Source organism: Streptomyces sp. NPDC043738 (genome assembly GCF_056436545.1).
Window position 1 is genome coordinate 656115 of record NZ_JBWKCJ010000001.1, and the last position, 24706, is coordinate 680820.

The 24706-nt window shown below is 72.4% G+C and carries 15 protein-coding genes; 10 read left to right on the top strand and 5 right to left on the bottom strand.

Annotation, left to right across the window (positions count from 1 at the left end; all coding sequences use genetic code 11):
* The first annotated feature begins 356 nt into the window (after positions 1–356).
* The 9 genes from AC0680_RS02940 (at position 357) to AC0680_RS02980 (ending at position 18331) form a co-directional block, all read left to right on the top strand.
* Positions 357–7559, top strand: coding sequence for an amino acid adenylation domain-containing protein (locus AC0680_RS02940; protein ID WP_478624400.1), 7203 nt, complete (start codon positions 357–359; stop codon positions 7557–7559).
* A 4-nt stretch (positions 7560–7563) separates the two neighbouring features.
* Positions 7564–8733, top strand: coding sequence for an FAD-dependent monooxygenase (locus tag AC0680_RS02945; RefSeq protein ID WP_478624402.1), 1170 nt, complete (start codon positions 7564–7566; stop codon positions 8731–8733).
* Between the two features lie 217 nt (positions 8734–8950).
* Positions 8951–10216: an APC family permease gene (locus AC0680_RS02950; protein WP_478624403.1), complete on the top strand. Its 1266-nt coding sequence runs from the start codon at positions 8951–8953 to the stop codon at positions 10214–10216.
* Between the two features lie 272 nt (positions 10217–10488).
* Positions 10489–12045 (top strand): sensor histidine kinase, encoded by a 1557-nt coding sequence (locus AC0680_RS02955; RefSeq protein WP_478624404.1) that lies wholly within the window; start codon positions 10489–10491, stop codon positions 12043–12045.
* Positions 12046–12048: 3 nt separating this feature from the next.
* Complete coding sequence (locus AC0680_RS02960; protein ID WP_384427578.1) at positions 12049–12453, top strand: roadblock/LC7 domain-containing protein; 405 nt, start codon at positions 12049–12051, stop codon at positions 12451–12453.
* The gene (locus tag AC0680_RS02965) at positions 12450–12803 is read left to right on the top strand and encodes a DUF742 domain-containing protein (RefSeq protein WP_478624406.1); all 354 of its coding nucleotides are present in this window, start codon (positions 12450–12452) and stop codon (positions 12801–12803) included. Before AC0680_RS02960 ends, AC0680_RS02965 begins: the two co-directional genes overlap by 4 nt.
* Complete coding sequence (locus AC0680_RS02970; RefSeq protein WP_478624408.1) at positions 12784–13404, top strand: GTP-binding protein; 621 nt, start codon at positions 12784–12786, stop codon at positions 13402–13404. The genes AC0680_RS02965 and AC0680_RS02970 overlap by 20 nt, the downstream gene beginning before the upstream one ends.
* Positions 13401–14681 carry a cytochrome P450 gene (locus AC0680_RS02975; protein WP_478624409.1) on the top strand — a complete coding sequence of 427 codons (1281 nt, stop codon included), beginning with the start codon at positions 13401–13403 and terminating at the stop codon, positions 14679–14681. The genes AC0680_RS02970 and AC0680_RS02975 overlap by 4 nt, the downstream gene beginning before the upstream one ends.
* A 587-nt stretch (positions 14682–15268) precedes the next feature.
* Complete coding sequence (locus AC0680_RS02980; protein WP_478624410.1) at positions 15269–18331, top strand: non-ribosomal peptide synthetase; 3063 nt, start codon at positions 15269–15271, stop codon at positions 18329–18331.
* 56 nt (positions 18332–18387) lie between these two features.
* On the opposite strand, the gene AC0680_RS02985 is transcribed toward AC0680_RS02980, so the two are convergent.
* The 3 genes from AC0680_RS02985 to AC0680_RS02995 form a co-directional block, all read right to left on the bottom strand.
* Positions 18388–19389, bottom strand: a complete 1002-nt coding sequence (locus AC0680_RS02985) for a 2-hydroxyacid dehydrogenase (protein ID WP_478624411.1) — start codon at positions 19387–19389, stop codon at positions 18388–18390.
* Complete coding sequence (locus AC0680_RS02990; protein ID WP_478624412.1) at positions 19386–20555, bottom strand: lactate 2-monooxygenase; 1170 nt, start codon at positions 20553–20555, stop codon at positions 19386–19388. The genes AC0680_RS02985 and AC0680_RS02990 overlap by 4 nt, the downstream gene beginning before the upstream one ends.
* Positions 20556–20696: 141 nt before the next feature.
* Entirely contained in the window at positions 20697–21584 is an 888-nt protein-coding gene (locus AC0680_RS02995) for a phenylalanine 4-monooxygenase (RefSeq protein ID WP_478624414.1), read from the bottom strand.
* A 355-nt stretch (positions 21585–21939) separates the two neighbouring features.
* Between AC0680_RS02995 and AC0680_RS03000 the strand changes: the two genes are divergently transcribed.
* A complete protein-coding gene (locus tag AC0680_RS03000) occupies positions 21940–23019 on the top strand; it encodes a sugar ABC transporter substrate-binding protein (protein ID WP_478624416.1) in 1080 nt (359 codons plus the stop codon).
* Between the two features lie 197 nt (positions 23020–23216).
* Here the strand turns inward: AC0680_RS03000 and AC0680_RS03005 are convergent, their stop codons facing one another.
* Together AC0680_RS03005 and AC0680_RS03010 are read right to left on the bottom strand one after the other, a co-directional pair.
* On the bottom strand, positions 23217–23945 hold the full coding sequence (locus AC0680_RS03005) for an HAD family hydrolase (RefSeq protein ID WP_478624417.1): 729 nt from the start codon (positions 23943–23945) through the stop codon (positions 23217–23219).
* A 43-nt stretch (positions 23946–23988) separates the two neighbouring features.
* Complete coding sequence (locus AC0680_RS03010; RefSeq protein ID WP_478624419.1) at positions 23989–24468, bottom strand: Lrp/AsnC family transcriptional regulator; 480 nt, start codon at positions 24466–24468, stop codon at positions 23989–23991.
* Positions 24469–24706: the final 238 nt, after the last annotated feature.

Here is a 24706-nt window from a genome sequence, read left to right on the forward strand (position 1 = left end):
AAGCCGCACTGAATATCGATAAAGCGCACCCGTGGCAACTCGCAGGCAAATCGCAGGCGAGTCGCAAGCAACCTGCAGGTCTGCGGGTTCTTGGCCAGTGCTGTTTTCGGACAACTTTGCGCGCGGTGCGATCGCCGCGCGAAGAAGCATTTCCAGGCCGCGATCGACGAGCCGGTCGAAGAAATTCCGGATCTGGTAAGTGCGGTGGGTATCGCCCGCGGCGATTGGCGGGTTTGTGTCTTTCCTTTTCCTTGCCCCCCGATGCGCCCGACGGGATCGGACATGCGGGGATGCATGATGACGATCATGTTGGGTACGCGGCTGCCATTGCGGCCCGTGGGAGAGGGCAAGGACGCGTGAAAGAGCAATCACCGATATCACTGACGGCATATCAGCGGGACATCTGGGTCGCTGGCCGTCAAGAACCGGAATCACCCCAGTTCAACTGTGTACTCCATGAGCGACTACAAGGTGACGTGGACCACGAAGTTCTGGTCGGCTGTGTTGAGCGCGCATTATCCCGCCACGAGAGTTTCCGGCTGCGCTTCGGCGAAAGCGCCGGCATGCCCCATCAGTGGGCCGCGGCCGAAGGCGTCCGGGTCGAGCGGCTCGACCTGACACAAGAGCGCGAACCGGCCGCGGCGTGCGACGCGTGGATACGGCGATCGCTGTTCCGCGCCCTGCCGCTCATCGACCGGCCGATGGTCGAGGCGACCCTGCTCCTGGAGAGCCCGACCGTCACGCACCTGCACATCAAGGCGCACCACATCGTCGCCGACGGCTGGGCGGTCAACCTGCTGAGCCGGGAAATCCTGGAGGACTACGCGCGGGTGACCGGCGGCCGCGAGGACGCCGGCCCCGCCCCGTCCTCCTACCTCGCCTTCGTCGAGGAGGAGGCCGCCTACCGGGCCGGCGCCGAAGCCGACCGCGACCGGGCCTTCCACCGCGAAGCCCTGGCCGGCGTGGAACCCGCGCTGTTCACCCGCTCCGGAAGCACCGGCGAGCGCTCCCGGCACTCCTTCGTGATCGAAGGCGCGCTCGTCGAGCGGATCCGTGCCGCCGGCTTCTCACCGTTCACCTACCTGGCCGCCATGTTCGGCAGCTATCTGACACGGGTGCACCGCAGCGCGGAGGCCGTCCTCGGCATCCCGCTCCTCAATCGGCCCGACGAGCGGTACCGGGCGGTGCCCGGCCACTTCGCCAACACCCTGCCGCTGCGGGTCGCCGCACACGGCGGCCGCACCGTGCGGGAGGTGGTCGCCGCCACCCAGCGCGCGACCCGCGACCTGCAGCGTCACGAACGCCTCTCGCTCGGCGACGTACTGCGCGAGCTGCCCACGTCCGCCGAGGGCCCGCGCCGGCTCTTCGACGTGCAGATCTCCTACATGCGCTGGCCGCGCCCGGACCAGATACCCGGCGTCGCCCGCGAGACGGCCATGATGGCCCCCTCGCACGAGCACGACGCACTCAGCGTCGTCGTCTCCGCCTTCGACGACACCGCCGACCTCCACATCGACCTGGAGTACGCCTGCGACGTCTTCGACGAGGACCTCCCGATCACCTCGGTCGCCGGTCACCTCAAGACGCTCGTCGCACAGGGCCTGACCGACCTGGACCGTCCGCTGTCCGACGTCGGCATGCTGGAGCCCGCCGAGTACGACGACCTCACCGCCGTACGCAGCCACGGCCCGCGGGTGCCCTACGCCCACCACGCCACCCTCCACGCGCTGTTCGAGGCGCAGGCCGCCCGGCGCCCCCGGCAGACCGCCGTCGTCGGGGCCGCGGGGGAGATCCTGACCTACGCCGAACTCGACGAGCGGGCCAACCAGGTCGCACGCGCGCTGCGGGCCGAGGGCGTCGGCCCGGACGACCGGGTCGCCCTCATGCTGGAGCGGGGGCCCAAGCTCCTGGCCGCCCTCCTCGGCGTCCTGAAGTCCGGTGGCGCCTATGTGCCCGTGGACCGCGGCTACCCCGCCGAACGCGTGGCCTTCCTGCTGGCGGACAGCCGCGCCAAGGTCGTGATCGTCGACGGCGACACCCCCGTCACCGAGGCCGCCGAGGGGATGACCGTACGGTGCGTCGACGACCTGCTGCAGGGCAGCGGCGCCCCGCTGGAACCGGTCGCCACCTCCCGCGACCTGGCCTACGTCATCTACACCTCCGGTTCGACCGGCCGCCCCAAGGGCGTGATGGTGGAACACCACAGCGTCGTCAACCGGCTCGCGTGGATGCAGCGCCGCTACCCGCTCGACGAGCACGACGTCCTGCTGCAGAAGACGCCGGTCTCCTTCGACGTCTCCGTGTGGGAGCTGTTCTGGTGGGCGATCGAGGGCGCGAGCGTGGCGCTGCTGCCGCCCGGCGGCCAGCAGGACCCGCGCGAGATCCTGCGCACGATCCGTGAACAGCGGGTCAGCGTCGCGCACTTCGTCCCCTCGATGCTCGGCCCCTTCCTCGACCTCTTGCAGGAATCGCCCGAGGCCCGCGCGGGCGCCCGCTCCCTGCGCCAGGTCTTCTGCAGCGGTGAGGCCCTGCCGCCCGCCCGCGTCGAGCAGTTCCAGCGCGTCTTCGGCCCGGACCACCCCGCGCGGCTGGCGAACCTCTACGGCCCGACCGAGGCGACCGTGGACGTCTCGTACCACGACTGCCCGCCCGATCCCGCCCGGCCCGTCACGCGGGTGCCCATCGGCCGGCCGATCGACAACACCCGGCTGTACGTGCTGGACGCCGACGGCCGGCCGCAGCCGGTGGGGGTCGCCGGCGAGCTGTGCATCGGCGGCGTCGGCGTGGCCCGGGGCTATCTGGACCGGCCCGAACTGACCGCCGAGAAGTTCCTGCGCGACCCGTTCGTGCCGGAGGGCCGCATGTACCGCACCGGCGACCTCGCGCGGTGGCTGGCGGACGGCAGCCTGGAGTACCTCGGACGGATGGACGGCCAGGTCAAGATCCGCGGCAACCGCGTGGAGCTGGGCGAGGTGGCGGCCGCCCTCGGCTCGGTCCCCGGCATCCGCGACGCCCTCGTCGTGGACCGCACCACCACCGCCCGCGGCACACACCTGGTCGGCTACTACGTCGCCGACACCGCGCACGACCCGGTCCGGCTGCGCGAGCAACTCGCCCGCACTCTGCCCGGCTTCATGGTCCCGGCGTACTTCCTGCCGATCGACGCCATCCCGCTCACGCCCAACGGCAAGGCCGACCGCCGGGCACTGCCCGCGCCCCAGGACGGCCCGCACCCCGAGGACCCGGCGGCGCGCGAGACGGCCCGCACCCCCGTCGAGGCCGCGCTGGCCCGGATCTGGGCCGGTGTACTGGGCCGGGAGACCGTCGGGGTGCACGACGACTACTTCGCGCTCGGCGGCGACTCGATCCTGATGCTCAAGGTGCGTGCCACGGCCGAGGCCGAGGGCCTGCGCTTCTCGCTCACCGACCTCGTCCGCAACCCGACGGTCGCGCAACTGGCCGCCAAGACCGGCGAGGCCACCGGGCACCGGGGCGACGCCGCCCCCGCACCCTTCGCCCTCGTCTCGCACGTGGACCGGGCCGGCCTCGAAGGCGCCGAGGACGCCTTCCCGCTGACCCGGCTCCAGCTCGGCCTGCTCTACCACAGCCGCCGCCACGAGACCTCCGCCACCTACAAGGACGTCTTCCAGTACACCCTCGAACTTCCCTGGGACGAGGGCGCGTTCCGCGCGGCGTTCCAGCGACTGGTGGCGCGGCACCCGGCGCTGCGCTCCGCCTTCGCCCTGGCGGGCTTCTCCGAGCCGCTCCAGGTCGTCCACCCCGAGGCGCACGGCGGCCTGGACGTCGCGGACCTGCGCTCCCTCGAACCCGGCGCCGCCGACGCCGAGATCCGCCGGCACATCGACGAACGCCGCCGGCACCCCTATGTCTTCGACCGGGCGCCGCTGTACCTCTTCCGGGCCCATGTCCGGCCCGGATCCCTCGACCTGGTCCTCAGCTTCCACCACGCGCTCCTCGACGGCGGCAGCGTGGCGACCCTCGTCGGCGAACTCCTCCAGGACTACGCGCACGGCCTCGGCCTGGACACCGGCCCCGTCGACACCCCCCGACTGCCCTCACCCGCCGCCCACGTACGCGACGAGCAGGAGGCCCTGCGCTCCGAGGAGACCCGGCGCTACTGGCGGCAGAAGCTGGCCGGCAGCGAGCCCCTGCAGATCGAGGCGTTCGGCCCGCACCTGGCGGGCGGCGAGGGCGCCGAGCCCTCCGCGCGCCGGGTCGAGCTGCCCGACGCGCTCACGGCGCGGGTGCGGCACTTCGCGGCCGAGCACACCGTGCCGGTCAAGTCCGTGCTCTTCGCCGCGCACTGCCTGACGCTGGCGATGCTCGCCGGCACCCGCGACATCACGACCGGACTGGTCACCCACGGGCGGCCCGAACTGGCGCACGCGGAGCGGATCGCCGGCCTCTTCCTCAACACCGTGCCGCTGCGCCTGGACGCGGACCGCGACAGCTGGCTCGACGTGGTGCGCGAGGCCTTCCGGCAGGAGCAGGACGGTCACGACCACCGCCGGTACCCGCTCAGCGCCATCCAGGAGGACCACGGCGGCCCGGTCCTGGACACCGCCTTCAACTACGTCCACTTCCACCAGCTCGCCGAGATCCTCCACCTGCCGGGCCTGCGCCTGCGGGACTTTCGCACCTGGGAGGAGACCAACTTCCGCCTCCTGGTCAACGCGGTCACCGAACCGGACGGCGGGCGGGTGTGGCTGCGCATCGACTGCGACGGCGGCACCTTCTCCGCCGACCAGGCCGACCTCTTCGCCGACGGGTATCTGAAGATCCTTCGACAGATGGTGGAAGAGCCGCACACCGAGCCCGACTTCGCCTTCCTCGCCCGGCCCGCGGCCCTCGCCCGGCCCACCACCGTGCCCACCGTCGTGACCCGCTTCGCCGACCAGGCCGCGCGCACCCCGCAGGCGACCGCCCTGGCCGCCGGCGAGGAGCGGTGGAGCTACCGGCGGCTCGCCGAAGCCGCCGGGCACGTGGCCGGCCGGCTGCGCGCACTGGGCGCCCCGCGCGAGGCCCGGATCGGCATCGCCATGGACCGGTCGCCGCAGACCATCGCCGTGATCCTGGGCGTCATGCGGGCCGGTTGCGCGGTGCTGCCGCTCGACGTCGGCTACCCCGCGCAGCGACTGGCCGCGATGCTGGAGCAGGCCGCGCCCTTCCGCGTCATCGCCCACGCCCCCTACGCCCACCTCGCGGGCGACCCCGCACTGGTGCTGCCGGCCGAATCGGTGACCGAGCCGTCCCCGGAGTCCGAGGGCGGGCCGGCGGACGCCGCCCGGGGCCGGGACCTCACGCCGGACAACACCGCGTATGTGCTGTTCACCTCCGGCTCCACGGGCCGGCCCAAGGGCGTCGCGATGCCGCACCGCTCGCTGGCCGCCCTGGTGGACTGGCAGATACAGGCCCCCAGTTCGGCCGCCGGCGGCGCGACGCTGCAGTACGCCCCGCTGAGCTTCGACGTCTCCTTCCAGGAGATCTTCTCCACCCTCTGCTCGGGCGGTGCGCTGCACCTGGTGAGCGACGGCGAGCGGCGCGACATGCCCGCACTGCTGCGCCGGATCGACACCGAGCGCATCGAGCGGGTCTTCCTGCCCTATGTGGCACTCCAGCAACTCGCCGAGACCGCGGACGCGTTGGGCATCACCCCGAGCGCCCTGCGGGTGCTGATCTCATCCGGCGAGCAGCTGCGGGTGACCGGGGAGATCCGCCGGCTGTGCGCGGCACTCCCCGACGCCGTGCTGGAGAACCAGTACGGGCCGACCGAGACCCATGTCGCCACCGCCTTCACCATGGCCGGGGACCCGGCCGCGTTCCCGGCGCTCCCGCCCATCGGGTACGCCATCGACGGCGCCGAGGTGCACGTCCTGGACGACCGCCTGCGCCCGGTTCCCGCCGGTGCGCGCGGCGAGGTCTACCTCGGCGGCGCCTGCCTGGCCCACGGCTACGTAGGCCGCCCCGACCTGACCAAGGAGCGCTTCGTCCCGCACCCGTTCGCCGGCGAGGGGCAGGTCCTCTACCACACCGGCGACCTCGGGCTGGTGCTGTCCGACGGCGCCGTGGTCTACGCGGGCCGCGCCGACGCACAGGTCAAGGTCCGCGGCTTCCGCGTCGAGCCCGCCGAGGTGGAACTGGCCCTCACCGCCCTCGCCGAGCACTACCCGCAGCTGCGCGACGCCGCGGTCGTGGCGCGGCAGCGCGAGAACGGCGACACCTTCCTCGCGGCGTTCCTCGTCGGCGACGGCGCCGAGGAGGACCTGCCCGGCATCCGGGAACGGCTGCAGTCCACGCTGCCCGAGCACATGGTGCCCTCGCATCTGCAGTGGACCTCGCGGCTGCCGCTGACGCCCAGCGGCAAACGGGACGACACCGCCCTGCGCAAGGCACCGCTGACCACGGCCGCCGGTCCCGACGAGGTCGCACCCCGCGACGACTACGAACGGGCGCTCGCCGAGATGATGGCGGACCTGCTGCACCTGCCGTCGGTCGGCATCCACACCGGCCTGTTCGACCTGGGCGGCACCTCGCTGACCGCGATGCGGCTGGTGGTGCAGATCGAGCAGCGCTACGGGGTGACCATCGCCCTGTCCGAGTTCATCGCGGCCCCGACCGTGGCCGGACTCGCGGCCCGGCTCCGCAACGGTGACGCGGTCGCCGCCTTCGACCCCCTGGTGCCGATCCGCCCCGACGGAGAGCGCCCGCCGCTGTTCATGGTCCATCCCATGGGCGGCAACGTGCTGTGCTACGTCCGCTTCGCCCGCCATCTCCCGGCCGACCAGCCGCTGTACGCACTCCAGGCGGCGGGCGCGGACCCGGGCAGCACGCCGCTGCGCAGCGTCCAGGAGCTCGCCGCCAGCTATGTCACCGCACTGCGCACGGTGCAGCCGCACGGCCCGTACAGCATCGGCGGCTGGTCCTTCGGCGGCTTCGTGGCCTTCGAGATCGCCCGCCAGCTGCGCGCGGCGGGGGAGGAGATCAACCAGCTGGTCCTGCTGGACACCACCGCGCTGAGCCCGGGGCCCCGCACGCAGCACGACGACGACGCGCTGCTGGGCTGGTTCTTCTGGGAACTGCTGTGGCTGGAGCGCGGCGGCGGCTCCCCGGTGGAAGCGATCCCGGCGGAACTGTCCACCGTCGAGGAGAAGTTCGACTTCATCGCCCGGCTCGCCGGCGAGGCCGGTGTGCTGCCGGCCGGCAGCTCGGGCGCCGTCATCCGCCGCCTCTTCCACGTCTACCAGGCGAACTGGCAGGCGGCCCTGGACTACCGGCCCCGGGACGAGCGTCTGGAGCCCACCCTGATCCGCGCCATGGAGCCGCTGCCGGACGTCCTCGCCGAGATGCACGGCGCCGCCCGGACCCGACACCAGGACGCCCGCAACGGCTGGAGCACGATGACCGACGGTCCGATCAACGTCGTCAGCGTCCCCGGCGACCACTTGACGATCATGGAGGAACCGTACGTGGAACACGTGGCCAAGACCGTCGCCGACCTGATCCGGACCGACCGGTCCGCAGCCCCTGAGGAGAACTGACGAGATGTCCCAGAACCGTGTGAAGGCCCTCGTCGCCGGAGCCGGCATAGGCGGGCTCAGCTGCGCCGTCGCGCTGCGGCGGGCCGGCCTCGACGTGGAGGTGTTCGAACGGGCCGGCGAGCTGCGCGCCGCCGGATCCGGACTGTCGGTGATGAGCAACGCCATCGCCGCGCTCGCCACCCTCGACATCGATCTCGGACTCGCCAAGCGCGGCCGGGTCGCCGAGTCGTTCACCATCCTGGACCACCGCGGGGAGCTCATCAGGGACCTGCCGTTCAAGGAGGTCTGCGACAAGGTGGGCGTGCCCAGCGTCTGCCTGAGCCGCTCGGACCTGCAGGAGGCCCTGCTCGACCAGATGACGGACCCGATCCGCCTCGGCGCGGCCGTCACCGGCTTCGACTCCGACGACACCGGCGTCACGGTGCGGCTGGAGGACGGGCGCGAGGTACGCGGCGACATCCTCATCGGCGCCGACGGCTTCCACTCGGCCGTCCGGCGGCAACTCGTGGGACCGGGGGAGGACTCCCAGGACAGCGGTTACGTCTGCTGGCTGGGCATCGTCCCCTTCCAGCACCCCGTCATGGCCCCGGGCGCCGTGCACCACTACTGGGGCAGCGGACAGCGCTTCGGCCTCATCGACATCGGCCACGGCCGCTACTACTGGTGGGGCACGAAGGAGATGTCCACCTCCGAGTCCCACGACTGGAACGGCACCAAGGACGACATCACCCTGGCCTTCGCGGACTGGGCCGAAGAGGTCCGGGCGGTGATCGACGCCACCCCGCGCGAGGACATCCTCGCCGTGCCCTCCCGCGACCGCGCCTTCCTGGAGCGGTGGGGAGCGGGCCGGGTCACCCTGCTCGGCGACGCGGCCCACCCCATGCTGACCACGCTGGGGCAGGGCTCGTGCATGGCCATCGAGGACGCCGTCGTCCTGGCGCACACCCTCGCCGAGCCGGGCGCCGCCGCGGACCTGCCGGGCGCCCTGCGCAGGTACGAGGACCGGCGGCGCGACCGCACCCGGATGATGGTCGAGGCCTCCCGCTCGCTGAGCGACTTCGAACAGGCGGCCACCCCCGCCGAACGGCAGGCCCGTGACGACTACTTCCGGCTGACCTCCCGCGAGGAACTCGCCCGCCGGAACGAGGAGGCCATGACCTTCCCCGGCGTCTAGCCGACCGGCCCGCACCGTGCGACGGCGCCGCCCGGACCCGCCACGGGGCCCGGGCGGCGCCGTCTCCGGCGCCCGCCCCATGGCGGCCGTTGCCCGCGTCCCCCGCATGACCGGGTCCCGGACGGGGATGCCGTACGGCGCCCCGGGGCACATATCGTCGACCGACGCCAGAGTCCGTGCCCGCCGAACGCCCGCCGACGTCTCCGAGGAGCGCGCCATGAACAGACCATCGACCGGGTCCGGTGCCCCGGAGGAACTGCGGCGGCGGCTGGGTCTGTTCGACGCGGTGGTGATCGGCCTGGGGGCGATGATCGGTGCCGGGATCTTCGCCGCCCTGGCACCGGCGGCGCACGCGGCCGGGTCGGGGGTGCTGCTCGCGCTCGCCGTGGCGGCGGTGGTCGCGTACTGCAACGCCACCTCCTCGGCGCGGCTGGCGGCGCGGTACCCGGCGTCCGGCGGCACCTACGTCTACGGCCGCGAACGGCTGGGGCGCTTCTGGGGGTACCTGGCCGGGTGGGCGTTCGTGGTCGGCAAGACCGCCTCCTGCGCGGCGATGGCACTGACCGTCGGTTCCTACGTATGGCCGTCCCAGGCGCACCTGGTCGCGGTGGCCACCGTGGCGGTGCTGACCGCCGTCAACTATGCCGGGGTGCGGAAGTCCGCCTGGCTCACCCGCGCGATCGTCGCCGTCGTGCTGGCCGTGCTCGCCGCGGTGGTGTGCACCGCCCTCACCTCCGGCGCCGCGGACCCCGGCCGGCTGGACATCGGCGGCGACGCCACGTTCGGCGGGCTGTTGCAGGCGGCGGGCCTGCTGTTCTTCGCGTTCGCCGGGTACGCGCGGATCGCCACCCTCGGTGAGGAGGTGCGTGATCCGGCCCGCACCATTCCCCGCGCCGTGCCCCTCGCCCTGTGCCTCACACTGGTCGTCTACGCCGCCGTCGCGGTGGCGGCGCTGACCGTACTGGGGAGCCAGGGGCTGGCGGCGGCCCCCGCCCCGCTCGTCGACACGGTGCGCGCCGCGGGCCTGCCCGGCCTGGCTCCGGTGGTCCGCGCCGGTGCCGCGGTCGCCGCGCTCGGCTCGCTGCTGGCGCTGATCCTGGGCGTCTCGCGCACCACGCTGGCGATGGCCCGGGACCACCACCTCCCCTCCGCCCTGGCCGCCGTCCACCCGCGCTACAAGGTGCCGCACCGCGCCGAACTGGCCGTCGGCGTGGTCGTGGCGGCCCTGGCGGCCACGGCGGACGTGCGCGGGGCGATCGGCTTCTCCTCCTTCGGAGTGCTGGTCTACTACGCCGTCGCCAACGCCGCCGCCTGGACCCTCGCCCCGGACGGGGGGCGTCCCCGGCGCGCGGTGCCGGTGCTCGGCCTGGTGGGCTGCCTGGTGCTGGCCTTCGCCCTGCCGCCGTCCTCGGTGCTCGCCGGGGCCGCGGTCCTGGTGGTCGGTGCGCTCGCCTACGTTCTGCGCCGTAAGGCCACCGTCTAGGGAGTGGGCGACACCACTGCCGCAGAGCCGCCGCTCCGGGTGCTGGTGTGTGATAACCGTCTCAGCCCGTACCGCGGGTAGTGGGGCGACCGTGACTGGTGATCAATTCTGGTTACACTGTTACCAGTTGAGTACAACGGAGAGCGGCGATTCTCCTTGTATTCAACTAATGGTTTTGTTATCGCCTTGAGTGGGTCAGGTAGGCCCGACACCGTCGTCACCGCCGCGCCGCCTCTCACGCGCCTTGCAGTTCCCCACGATTGAGGATGTTGATGGTTCGCACTGCGTCGTCACCCGGAGGATCTCATTCCGGCTCGGTTGCGGCGTGGTCGGCACCCGCTGTCGTGGCGGCCGCGGCGACGGTGGTCACCGCGGTGCTGGTGCCGCCCGCGGCCACCTGGGCGGTGATCTGGTGCGGTGTGGTCGCCACGGCGGCCGTCGCCGTCCTCTCGGCGGCGGTGGCACGCCGCGGCCGGGCCCTGACCGAGCTGCGCGCCACGGCACTTGAGCGGGAGTCGCTGCTCGCCCAGCACCTGCGCCAGCAGGAGGCGGCGACGATCCGGCTGGCCGAACAGCAGCTCCCGGTGGCCGTCAGCAGGCTCCAGGAAGGCGAGTTCGCCGAGGACGTGCTGCTGTCCCTGACCGTCGAGGACAACGGCCTCAGCCCGCAGTTCCGGGCGGCGCACGAGGCGCTGCTGCGCTCGGTGGTCGAGGCGGTGCAGGCCGAGGAGTCCATGCGCGACTCCGCGCAGCGCGGTGTGGTCAACGTCGCCCGCCGCGTCCAGGCCATCGTCCACCAGCAGGCGACCGACCTGCGTGCGATGGAGGACCGGCACGGCCAGGAGCCGGCGTTCTTCGCCGACCTGCTCAGGCTCGACCACGGCACGGCCCTGATCGGCCGCCTGGCCGACAGCATCGCCGTCCTCAGTGGCGCCCGGCCCGGCCGCCAGTGGAGCAAGCCGGTACCGCTCTACAGCGTGCTGCGTGGCGCGATGTCCCGGATCCTGGACTACCAGCGCGTCGAACTGCACTCCGTCGCCGAGGTCGCCGTCGTCGGCCCGGCCGTCGAGCCGCTCATCCACGCGCTGGCCGAGCTGCTGGACAACGCCACCCGGTACTCGCCGCCCAAGACCCGCGTCCATCTGACGGCGGTGGAAGTGCACATGGGCATCGCCATCGAGATCGAGGACGGCGGCATCGGCCTCAGCGAGGAGGCCCGCGCCCGGGCCGAGCGGATGCTGAACGAGGCACGGGCCGGGATCGACCTCAAGGACCTCGGCGAGTCGCCGCGGCTGGGCCTCGCGGTCGTCGGCCGCCTGGCGCGCGCCTACGACTTCCAGGTGTCGCTGCCGCCCTCCGCCTACGGGGGAGTGCGCGCCGTACTGACCGTCCCGAAGGCGTCCATCACCACCGCGCCCGCACCGGGCAGGGCGCACGGCATCGGCGCCTCCTCCGGTCCGCGTTCGGCACCGTCCCGCGGCTCCGCCCAGCCCGCCGTGCCGGCGCCCCAGCAGACACCGAGCACACTTCCCGCGCCCCGGTCCATCACGGAGGTCCCCGGCGCAGTCGCTGCGGCCGCCCCCCTGGACCGTGCCGAGGAGCAACCCACCGGGACCGAGGTGACGGCCAGCGGCCTGCCGCAGCGGCGTCGGCGCTCTCCGAACCCTGCCCGCAAGACAGCCTCCGCCCGGCCGGGCCCGGCGGCGACGGCACACGAGGAGCCGGCGCCCGGCGTCTGGATGGCCGAGCTGCGCAGTGGCCTCGCCGGCGAAAGGCCGACGTCGGCACCCGCCCGGACCAGCAACGACACGTCAGACAAGGGTGAGTAACCGATGTATCAGCGCGCGGACATGGACTGGATGCTCAAGGACCTCGCGGAGAGCGTCCCCCAGACCCGCCATATCGTGGTGCTGTCGTCGGACGGCCTGTGCATGGCCCGGTACGACACCTCCCCGGACACCGCCGACCGCCTCGCCGCCATCGGTTCGGGACTGCAGAGCCTCTCCGTGGCGGTGGCCTCCGAATTCCCGCACAGCGACGGCCGGATGAGAATGGTCGTCATCGAGGTCAGCGGCGGCTTCATGTACCTGATGGCCGCCGGTGCCGGTGCGCACCTGGCGGTGCTCGCCGACGAGGGCGTGGACGCGGGGCTCGTCGGACAGTGCATGCGCGACCTGGTGGCCCGTATCGGCGCCCACCTCACCAGCCCGCCGCGCACCGACGGGCGGACGGCGTGAGCGAATCCGATCGGGACTGGGCCCAGGGCGGTCCTGAGCGGTTGTACGTGATCACCGGGGGCCGGACCGGAAGCGAGGAACAGGCCGAGCTCGACCTCGTCACGCTGATCGTCGCCCTGGAGGAGTCGCAGCCGGGCATGCAGCCCGAGCACGCCGCGATCCTCCGGGTCTGCCGGTCGCCGCTGTCCGTGGCGGAGATCTCCGCGCACTTAGCGCTGCCCGCCAGTGTGGTCGGCGTGCTCCTCACCGACCTCCTGACCGACGGGCGGGTGGAGGCCCGTGCACCGGTCTCCAAACTCCCCGACATAGCACTGATTGAGGCGGTTATCGATGGTCTCCAGAAGCTCTGACACCGTCACGGAGCCTCGGCGCGAGGACCAGCTGCCGTCGTCGGCCTCCGCGGCGGTCAAGATCGTGGTCGTGGGCGGCTTCGGCGTCGGCAAGACCACCCTCGTCCGTTCGGTGAGCGAGATCAGGCCGCTGACGACCGAAGAGACGATGACGGAGGCCAGCACCGACGTCGACGACGTCTCGGGTGTGGAGCGCAAGACCGCGACCACCGTGGCCATGGACTTCGGCAGGATCAGCCTCAACGAGGAGCTGGTGCTCTACCTGTTCGGCACGCCCGGCCAGCAGCGGTTCTGGTTCCTGTGGAACGGCCTGTTCGAAGGAGCGCTCGGCGCCGTCGTCCTGGTCGACACCCGGCGCCTCGAAGTCAGCTTCGATGTGATCGGCCGCCTGGAAGAGGCCGAAGTGCCCTTCGTGATCGCGGTCAACGCCTTCCCCGACGCGAACTCGTACGACACCGAGGAGCTGCGCGGTGCGCTGGACCTGCCCGAGCAGGTGCCGATCGTGGTGTGCGACGCCCGCCAACGGTCGTCGAGCCGGGACGTCCTGATCACACTGATGCGCTACCTGCGCTCCTCCGCCCAGACTTCGGAGCCCAATTGACCGCCGCCAGCTTCCCCGAGCACGCCTCCGCCGCTCACCTCGCGCCGCCGCCGGGCTGCCCGGCGCACGGCCGTGCGCCCGAGACCCTGTACCGGCTGCACGACGCCGACGTCCAGGCCGACCTCGTGGGCGTGCAGGAGACCTTGCGCGCCGAGTACGGCCCGGTCGCACCGGTACTCGTCCACGGCGACCTCCCGGCCTGGCTGGTCCTCGGGCACCGCGAGAACCTGGAGATCCTGCGCACCCCGAGCGTCTTCTCCCGCGACTCCCGCCACTGGCGGGACATGGCCGAGGGAAGGGTGCCGCCCCACCACCCGCTGGCACCGATCACGACCTGGCAGCCGCTGTGCGTCTTCGTCGACGGTGCGGAGCACAAGCGGCTCCGCGGCGCCGTCACCGACAGCCTCGGGCGTTTCGAGTCCCGCGGCATCCGGCGCCATGTCACCCGCTTCACCGACCAGCTGGTCGACCGGTTCGCCGCGACGGGACAGGCCGACCTGGTGGGCCAGTTCGCCGCCGAACTCCCGCTGCTCGTCATGACGCAGCTGTTCGGCATGCCGGACGAGCACGGACCGAGCCTGGCGGCCGCCGTCCAGGACGTGCTCAACGGTACGCAGACCGCCGTGGCCAGCAACGACTTCATCACCCGCACCCTTCAGCAGCTCGTCGAACGCAAGCGTGCCAACCCCGGCCACGACTTCCCGTCCAAGCTGATCGAGCACTCCGCGGGTCTCGGCGACGACGAGATCCGCGAACATCTGCGGCTGATCCTCACCGCGGCGAACGAGACCACCGTCAACCTCATCGCGAACGCGCTGCGCATGGTGCTCACCGACCCGCGCTTCCGCGCGCATCTCACCGGCGGCCACATGACGCTGCCCGATGCGCTGGAGCAGGTCATGTGGGACGAGCCGCCGATGATGACGCTGCTGGGGCGCTGGGCGACCAGTGACACCCGGCTGGGCGAACAGGCCATCAGGGCCGGGGACATGCTGCTGCTCGGCCTGCGGGCGGCGAACGCGGACCCCGCGATCCGTCCCGACCTGTCGGCACCGGTGCACGGCAACCGGTCGCATCTCGCCTTCAGCAGCGGTCCGCACGAATGCCCGGGCCAGCACATCGGCAGGGCCATCGCCGACACCGCCGTCGACACCCTGCTCACCCGCCTGCCCGACCTCCGACTGGCCGTCCCCGAGACCGAACTGGAGTGGTCCACCTCCCTGATGTACCGCCACCTCGTCGCGCTGCCGGTGCAGTTCACACCGAGCCGCCGGTAGCCACGACCGGTCGCCTTCCCCGAGCCCCGTGAGCGGGCCCTCGTCAGCCATTCACCCCGGATGCGGAACGAGGCCCGCCCCCGGGGCGTTTGGCGTGTTCCGGCAAGAGGAGACCTGGTCAAGAGTGAGCTTTATTACGCCATGGATTGACGGCTTTTTTGTCTTGAAGTGATGCCGATGTGGGAAGTGATGCCGCGGAGCACAGATGGGGCATAGGAGCAAGACGGCTCGCCGAGGCTCCCGTAGAGGAAGGCGTCACGTGCCCTGGCAGGACGAAGAGCACCTGGACCAAGTCTGCGGGCGTCCCCCGGCGGTGCCCCTGAGCTCATTTCACGCGTTACGGGCGGCGGATGCGGAGCCGCGCGCCGCCGGCCGCCCGCGCCGGTCCCGAAAGTGTCGCGCGAGAGCGAGCTGACCCCCGCCCACGGCCCGCCAACAAGGGCCACGCCGTTCGTCCCCGGGCGGAACCCCCGCCCGACGGCCGGCGGAACCCCGTCCGCCCTCGCAGCCCTCCGGCACACCGCACACCCCGCCCCCGGCGCTCCGCTGCCGCCCGCATCACCCCCATTCCCCCGTGTGGAGCTTTGATGAACACCAGCACGCCCGTCGCCGCCACCCGGCACCGCTCCCAGGCCCCCTCACCGGGCGCCTCCCTGCCCGTCCTCCTGGCCCGCCGGACCGCCCTGACCCCCAAGAGTCCCGCCGTACGGGACGGTGAGCGCACCTATGCGTACCGGGAGCTGGACGACTGGTCGCAGTCCATATCAAGGGCCCTGTACGACCTCGGCATACGCAGAGGCGACGCCGTCGCCGTCCTGGGCGTCCGCTCATGGGAGGCGACGGTCACCATGGCCGGCATCCTCAAGGCGGGCGCGGTATGCGTCCCCGTGGACGCCCAGTACCCCTCGGCCCGCTCGGCGCAGATGCTCACGGACGCCCGCGCACGGCTGGCCGTCGTCCTTCCCGGGCACGCCTGCGCGGTGCCGGCGGACGGCCCGGTCGAGTGGGTCGACTTCGACACCCTGATGGACACCCGCCCCGGCCCGTTGGGCGACAGCCCGACCGCCGTAGTGCGCGCTCCCGACGACAGCGCGTACATCCTGTTCACCTCCGGCACGACCGGACGCCCCAAGCCGGTGGTGTTCCCGCACCGCGCCGTGGCCCGGCTCGCGGCCGGGGCGCACCCCTGGTGCGCCGGCCCGGGCAAGCGCGTGCTGCAGACCTTCGGCCTCTCCTTCGACGGCGCCCTCTTCGAGACCTGGGCCACCCTGGTCAACGGGGGCTGCCTCGTCGTGGCCGAAAGGGACGTACTGCTGGACACGGACCGGCTGCGGTCACTGATCCGCACGGAAGACATCACCCACGCGTTCCTGACCACCAGCCTGTTCCACCACACGGTGCGCACCCGCCCCGCGATCTTCGCCTCCCTGGACATGGTGCTGATCGGCGGTGAAGCGATGAACCCCGACCTGACGGCCGCGGTGTGCGCGGCCGGGCGCCCCCGCCACCTCATCAACGGCTACGGGCCGACCGAGGGCGGCATCATGGCCACGGCGTACGACGTCGACCACGTGGCGCCCGGTACGTCCGCCATCCCGATCGGGCACCCAGTGGCCGGCAGCAGCTGCCATCTGCTGCGCGCCGACGGGACGTGGGCCGGCCCCGGCGAACAAGGGGAGATCTGCATCGGCGGCCAGGGCCTGGCCCTGGAGTACCTCGACCGGCCGGCCGAGACCGCCCGCGCCTTCCTCACCCGCGAGACCCCCTCGGGTGAGACGCTCCGCCTCTACCGCAGCGGCGATCTGGGACGCCGGCGCCCGGACGGCACGCTCGAATTCCTGGGCCGGGCCGACCGGCAGGTCAAGATCCGCGGCTTCCGCGTCGAACTGGAGCCGGTGGAGGCCCTGCTGCGCGGGCACCCCGAGGTCGCCGAGGCCGCGGTGCTGGTCAGCGACCACGACGGGATAGGCAAGGGGCTCACCGCGTTCGTCACCCCGGCGCGCCCCGACTGCCCCCCGGACCCGGCGGCACTGCGCAGCCATCTCTCGGACCATCTGCCCCCGCACGCGCTCCCCACCCCCATCACGCCGTTGGCACGCCTCCCCCTCACCGCCAACGGGAAGATCGACTACCCGGCACTGCGCACCGCCGCGGCCTCGGGCACCACCCCGGGCGGCACCGGCGAGGACGCCGCCCACCACGGCGGCGATCCCGTCGCGGACATCTGGGCCGAGGTGCTGGGCACACCGGTGTCCGACACCACCGACTTCTTCGCCGCCGGCGGCAACTCGCTGCTGGCCGCCCACACCGTCACCCGCACCCTCGCCCGGCTGGGTCTGCCCGCGGAGCGCTTCACGCCGCTGCTGCAGGGACTGCTCGCCGACCCCGCGCTCGCGGCGTTCCGCTCGGCGACCCGCTGCCCGTCCGCCCCCCAGGGAGACTGCGCGGAGCCGGACTACGAGGCCGAAGCCCTTCTCGAGCCCCTGCCGCCCGCCACCGCCGGCCCCGCGCCCACACCGACCCGGGCCCGGCACATCCTGCTCACCGGGGCCACCGGCTTCGTCGGCGCGTTCCTGCTCGAACGGCTGCTGAGGGACACCGACGCCACCGTCCACTGCCCGGTGCGCGCGGCGGACGAACCGCAGGCGGCGCGGCGGATACACGAGGCGATGGCGCGCTACGGCGTCCGGCCCACCGACCCCGGACGCATCCGCCCGATACCCGCCGACCTGGCCCGTCCCGCACTGGGCCTGGCCGCCGCCACCTTCGACCGGCTGGCGGACACCGTCGACCTGGTGGTGCACAACGCGGCGCACGTCAACTTCCTCTACCCCTACCGCCGGTTGCGCGGGGCCAACGTGGAGGCCGTCCGCACCCTGGTCCAGCTGGCGGGTCCGCGACGCGTCCCCCTCCACTACGTCTCCACCACGGCCGTGCTCGCCGGAAGCGGCGTCGGCGGCGTACGGCACGTCGACGAGGCCACCCCGCTCAGCCACCCCGAACTGCTCAGCATGGGCTACCCCGAGACCAAGTGGGTGGCCGAGCGCATGCTCGGCCACGCCGCCGGCGCGGGGCTGCCGGTCACCGTCCACCGTCCCTACGAGATCACCGGTCACAGCCGCACCGGCGCCTGGAACACCACCAGCGCCATCTGCGCCGTCTTCGACGCCATCGTGGAGATGGGGCTGGCGCCCGCGGTGCCGCTCCCGCTCGACCTGGTGCCGGTGGACGCGGTCACCGACGCCGTCGTCGGCATCGCCACCCGGCTCCCGCACCTCGGCGGCGTCGTCCATCTGACCAACCCCCGACCGGGGTTCCTCAGCGACATGGTCGACCGGATGCGCGCCGCCGGGCACCGCATCGACGACGTGAGCTACAAGGAGTGGACCGACGCGCTCGTCGCCCACGTCCACGCCCGTCCCACCGCGCCCGTGGCCCCGTTCACCCCGCTCTTCCTCACCCCGGCCAAGCAGGCCGGCTTCAGCGTCAAGGAGATGTACCTCGACACCGTCTTCCCCGAGGTGCGGCGCACCCGCACCGACGAGGTGTGGCCCTCGTGGACCGCGTCCTGCCCACCGGTGGACGAGGCGCTGCTGGACCACTACCTCGCCTCCCTCAAGCGCGACGGCCTCCTTGGGGGCCGCGGCTGAGGTTCCCGCTCCCGGGACCGGCGCCCTCCGGTGCAGGCACCCGGTCCCGGGCCGGCTCACGACGTGACGACGTCCCGCAGGGGCTTGCCCGCCAGATGGCCCGTCACGTTCTCCACGGCGGCCAGCGCGATGCGGACCAGCGTCTCGCGGGTGACCCCCGCGACATGCGGGGAGAGGACCACGTTCGGGGCCTTGAGCAGGCGCAGCGACGCCGTGGGCGGCTCGGGGTCGAAGACGTCGATCCCGGCGCCGGCCAGCGCGCCGGCCGCGAGCGCGTCGGCGAGGGCGTCCTGGTCGATCAGAGCGCCGCGCGCGGTGTTGACGACGAACGCGGTGGGCTTGAGCAGCGCGAGGCGTTCGGCGTCCAGGAGGTGGCGGGTCGCCTCGGTGAGCGGGGCGTGCAGGGTGACGTAGTCCGACGTGCGCAGCAGTTCGTCCAGGCCCAGATGACGGGCGCCGCCGAGCCGGGCCTCGGTCTCCGGGGCGGCGCGCCTCGGGCCGGTGTAGACGACGGTCATGTCGAACGCCAGGGCCCGGCGCGCCACTTCCTCACCGATGTGGCCGAGGCCCACGATGCCCAGGGTCTTGCCGGACAACTCGGTCAGGGACCGCTGCAGCCGCGGCAGTGCCCAGTCGGCCTTGGCCAGGGCCGTGTGGGCCGGCACCAGTTGCTTGGCGAGGGCGAGCATGAGGGCGAAGGTCTGCTCGGCCACGTTCTGCTTCTCCGCACCGCTGGAGCCGATGGTGCAGACCGGGACGCCCCGGTCGCGGGCGGCGGCCAGATCGACGTAGTCGAAGCCGTGGCTGGCGCACTGGACGAGCTCCAGGTCCGGTGCGGCGGCGAGGTGTTCGGCGGTGACCGGGCCCAGCCCGGTGATGATGATGTGGGCCGCGCGCAGCGCCGCGGGGTCCTCGTCCGTCGTCTCGACGACGGTGACGCGGGCCCGGCCGGGAAAGACCTCGGTGAGCGCGGCACCGGCGGCGCGTCCGCCCACATGCGGCGAGATGACGGCGAGGACGTTCTTCAGGGCCGTGGCGGTCGTGGGCTCGGCGGTCATCGGGCTTCCTCGGTCAGGTCGTCGGCGGACGGTGTGGTGGGGCGGGAGTGGCCGGACAGGGCCAGGGTCAGGTCGAGCTCGGCGAGCAGGCAGCGGATGACGTGCTCGACGCCCGCCTGGCCGTCCAGCCCGAGTCCGTACGCGTACGGGCGCCCCACCAGCACCGAACGCGCGCCGAGCGCGAGCGCCTTGAAGATGTCGTCGCCGGTGCGGATGCCGCTGTCGAAGAGGACGGTGAGCCGGTCGCCGACCGCCTCGACGACCCGGGGCAGCGCGTCCGCGGCGGCGACGGAGCCCGCCACCTGGCGCCCGCCGTGGTTGGAGACGACCACACCGTCCACGCCGGCCTCGGCGGCCCGCCGCGCGTCATCGGGGTGCAGGACGCCCTTGAGCACGATCGGCCCGTCCCAGTTCTCCCGCAGGAACGCCAGGTCCGGCCAGGTCTTGGCGGGGTCGGCGAACATCCCCACGAAGTGCCGCACGGCCGCCTGCGGATCCTCGTGCACCGGCTTGGCCAGGCCCGCCCGGAACGCGGGGTCGCTGAAGTAGTTGGCGGTGCCCACGCCGTGCAGGAACGGCAGATACGCCCGGTCCAGGTCGCGCGGACGCCAGCCGAGGAGCGGAGTGTCGAGCGTGACGAACAGCGCGGTGTAGCCGGCCGCTTTGGCCCTGGCCAGAAAGCTCGCGGTGACCTCGCGGTCCTTCGCCCAGTACAGCTGGAACCACCGTTCGCCGTCGCCCATCGCCCCGGCGACCTCCTCCAGAGGTGTGCTGGAGGCGGAGGAGAGGATGTAGGGCACCCCCTGCGCCGCGGCGGCCCGTGCGGCCGCGGACTCGGCCTCCGGGTGCATGATCGACAGTACGCCCACCGGCGCGAGGGCGAGCGGCGCCGGCAGCGACCGGCCCAGCACCTCCACGGACAGGTCGCGCTGGTGCACATCGCGCAGGACGCGCGGCACGATCCGCCGGCGGTCCAGTGCGGCACGGTTGGCGGCCGCGGTGCTGCCGGTGCCCGCGCTGCCCGCCACATAGCCGACCGGGCCCTGGCCCAGGCGCTGCTCGGTGAGCTCCTCCAGCCGGGTCAGATCCGTCGGCAGCCGGGGCACGGAGCCCGTCATGCCCTGGAGATAGATCTCGTACTGGAAGTCCGCCCAGTGCTTCGCCATCCGTACGTTCCGCCTCTCTTCTCTGAGAACGCGTGTTCCACCGAGATCCTGGCGAGGGCGATGCGATCCGTCCACTGCGCGAAGCCCCACGGGGGGAGGCGGCGGAGGAGATCGCCACCCCGCGACGAGGGACGCGCGGCCCTACGCCCGGTCGCGGGAGAGCGCCGGGAGCCGCAGCCGCTGCGCGATCTCGTCGTCGAAGTCCGCGCAGAACGCGCCGAGGAGGTCTTCGAGGTGCTCCATGGAGCGGGCGGCGTACAGGACGGGCTGGTAGCCGGAGATGCGGTACGCGGTGCCGGCCGCGGCGCGGAGGTCCAGCTCGCGTACCTCCCGGCTGTCGTCGGCGGCGATCTCGCCGTACGACGACAACAGGGCCGCGCCGAAGGCCTTGGGCGTGCCGGATTCCGTGATCAGCCCGTACTCGAGGGTGAACCAGTACACCCGGCTGAGGACGTCGAGGGCCTCCTCGGTGCGGACGTGGTTGGCCGCCTCGCCGATGAGGCGGTAGAGGTGGGCGACGCGCGGGTCCGACAGGTGGATGCCGTGGCCGAACACGTCGTGCAGCACGTCGGGTTCGGGGGTGTAGAGCGGGACGGCGGGGTGCCGGACGAACTGCACGGCGTGGAAGTAGCCGTACTCCATCGCTCCCAGGAACCGCTCGTTGGGCACCACCCCGCCGGCCAGCGTGAAGGCGAAGCCCGTGCGGGGCGTGAGACGGGCACTGACCTCCGCGTGCTGCGGGATCCGCTCGGCGGGGATGGGCGCGTCCTCGCCGGCGTCGAGCACCGCGCGGCACGCGTGGGCGCGGTGCGCGGGGCCGAGCGCCTCGTGCACCAACCGCCAGGTGCGGTGCTCCGCCTCGGTGTAGTCGACGGGCGCGTAGGGCGCCCCGACGCGGTGTCCGTCGGCCGGGGCGGCGAGCGCGGCACGGCGCCGCAGATAGGCCGGGTCACGGCGGCCGGGGTGCTGGGCCGGGCCGCCCAGCCGGCCGTCGGCGGAAACGGGGGTGAGACTCCGCGCCGTACTCATGACGATGACATTTCGGCGGCCTGTACAGAGCGCTCGGCGGTCAGGGGGCCGCCGCTTCCGGCGCGGGCCCGGCCGGCCGGCGCCAGGCCTCGATCAAGTTTCCCATGAGCGGTCGAAGGGTGCATCCGCGGAGGGAACAGGCAAGGAGGAGAGAACAGGCAAGCCGGTGAGAACGTGAAATACGGCCGGAAAGGAGCGTTCCGGAAGGCTCCGTGAGTGAACGTCGTTCAGGGATCCAACTCATGCCTCACTTTTGTATCGTTATTGCCTCGATTCTTGACGATGAGGTGGAGGGTGACGTTCACTTCAGCCGTTCTGGGCCGGGTCAGGCGGCCCCATGGGAGGTACCGAAAAAATGAATGCAATAATGCGGCGTGCCGTCACCGGCGCAGTGGCCCTTTCGCTGGCGGCGCCCTTGGCGGCCTGCGGGAAGGAACAGCAGGACGCCGGGGCCGGCAAGGACGCCATTGGTCTGCTCCTCCCGGAGAACAAAGCGGACCGCTACGAGAAGTTCGACCGCCGCATCATTACGTCCCGGATAGCCTCGCTCTGCCTTGAATGCAAGGTGGAATACGGGAATGCCGAGCAGCAGGTCGCCACGCAGAAGAGACAGTTCGACGCCCTGGTGAAGAAGGGCGTCAAGGTCATCATTCTGGACCCGGTCGACTCCCAGGCGGTCAAGGGCTGGGTGAGCTCCGCGGCCAAGAAGGGCGTCCAGGTCATCGCGTACGACCGGCTCGCCGAGGGCGATGTCGCTGCTTACGTGTCCTACGACAACGAGAAGATCGGCCAGCTCCAGGGCAAGGCCATGCTGGCCGCTCTCGGCTCGGGGGCGGCCTCCGCCGATGTCGTCATGATGAACGGCTCGCCGACCGACCCGAACGCGCCGGCCTACAAGAAGGGCGCCCATTCCGTCCTCGACGGCAAGGTGCACAAGATCATCTTCGAGAAGGACATCCCCGACTGGTCCGCCGCGACGGCCAAGCAGAAGATGACCGACGTCATCAACGCGCATGGCGCACAAGGATTTGACGCCGTTTACTCGGCCAATGACGGTATGGCGGGCGGTATCGCCGCGGCGCTCAAGTCGGCCGGCATCAAGGACGTTCCGGTCGGCGGCCAGGACGCCGAACTCCCCGCGCTCCAGCGGCTGGTCGCCGGTACCCAGTCCTTCACCATTTACAAGGACGTCCGGCCGGAGGCCGAAACCGCCGCAGAAATTGCGTTCCGACTGCTGCGCGGGAAGAGCATCAACTCCCTGACGACCACCACGGCCGGCAACAGCACCAAGTCCGGTATCCCGGCCCGGCTGTTCGACGCGAGGATCGTCACCAGGAAGAACCTCAAGGACACCGTCGTCCGCGACGGCGTCGTGCGGACCGACCTGCTCTGCGCCGATCTCGCCGACGCGTGCAAGTCGATGGGCATGGAGTGAGCACCCGGTTAGCCCGCTTTCCGGAGACCGCCTTCCGGGACGGCACGGTCATCGCCCGGTGCCGGACGACGGCGGACACCCGACGGCCACCTCCGCGCAGGACAGCGGAGGTGGCCGTCCGGCGTTCGGGGCCCCGCCCCGGGACGGGCCCGCGTTCGGCCCCACCCCGGACGGTCCGGTGACCGCCACCGGAGGGATCAGGCGGACCGCACCGGCTGCTCCAGCCAGTCGTACGCGGCTCGTGCCGTGAACTCCCCCTGACCGCCCTTGAACAGCAGCCCGGCCCGTGCGAAGGCCGGGTCGTCGGCGGTGGCGGCCACATACGGGACGGCGATGCACCGCATACCCGCCCGGTGAGCCGCGAGCGCACCGGGCGCCGCGTCCTCCAGCACCACGCACTCCGCCGGCTCGACACCGAGCCGGCGCGCGGCCTCCAGGAACACATCCGGCGCGGGCTTGCCGTGTGCCACCTCCTCGGCCGACACCAGCGTGGTCAGCAGCGCGTCGAGCCCCGTACCGGCCAGCACCGCCTCGATCGCGGCCCGCGACGAACCGGACGCCACCGCCATCGGGTGCCCCGCCGCGGCCAGCCGCTCGACGAACGCGCGCATCTCCGGGAAGACCTCGGTGTGCGCCCGCGCCAGCTCCAGATACGTGCGGTTCGTGCCGGCCAGCAGCTCCTCGACCGGCGCGTCGATACCCAGCTCCCGGCTGAGGATCTCCAGGGTCTCGCGGGTGCCGATGCCGATGAAGCGGGTGTGCTGCTCCCAGCTGAAGTCCGCCCGGCCGTAGCCGGCCAGCAGCCGGCGCCCCGCCTCGTAGTAGTTCGGCTCGCTGTCCACCAGCGTGCCGTCGAGGTCGAAGATCACCGGAGTCCGCCGGGCGGCGGTGCCGGGCGTGACCTGGGAGGCGGGGGAGGCGCTCATGCCCCCCAGCATGCCAAGGCGCGCCGCGACCCGGTGCCCCGCCTCAGCGCTGCTTGGCGGCTCCCCCCACCGCTTCGACCAGCGGCAGCATCCGGTGCGCAACCCGCTCGCGCAGCGCCATCTCCGTACGGGTGCGGACCACGCCCGGCAGGCTGATCAGCCGCTGGATCACATCCTCCAGGTGCGCCGCGTCCCGGGCCACCACCCGGGTGAGCAGGTCCCCGCCACCGGTCGTCGAGAACGCCTCGATGATCTGCGGCACCTCGGCCAGCGCGGCGGCGACCTCCTCCAGATGCCCCTGGGTGACCTCGATGTGGACGAAGGCCAGAACCGGGTGGCCCAGCGCGGCGGGGGAGAGCCGGGGGCCGTATGCGGTGATCACGCCGTCCCGTTCGAGCCGGTCCAGCCGGGCCTGGACGGTGCCCCGGGCCACCCCGAGCAGCCGGGCGTACTCCCGCACGCTGGTACGCGGCTGCTCCAGCAGCAGCCGGAGGATCTTGGCATCCAGGGCGTCCACGGGCATGGTCCAACGGCCCCCTCTCGGTCGGTGAGATCTCCCGTCGAATGTACCAATGGCCCAGTCAACGCAGTGACGGTTGAGCCAGCTGCCCTGTCGGTGCTTATCTCTTCCACAGATGGCGTTGCAGGGCTGCGCCCGACCGGCAAAGGAGCCGGTCCGGACCCCCGCAGCGCCTTTGTCTTGCCCGCCGGCAGGGGTGCGCGGCGGCGCGTCGAATCGGGCCGGATCGGACCGGAGCAGA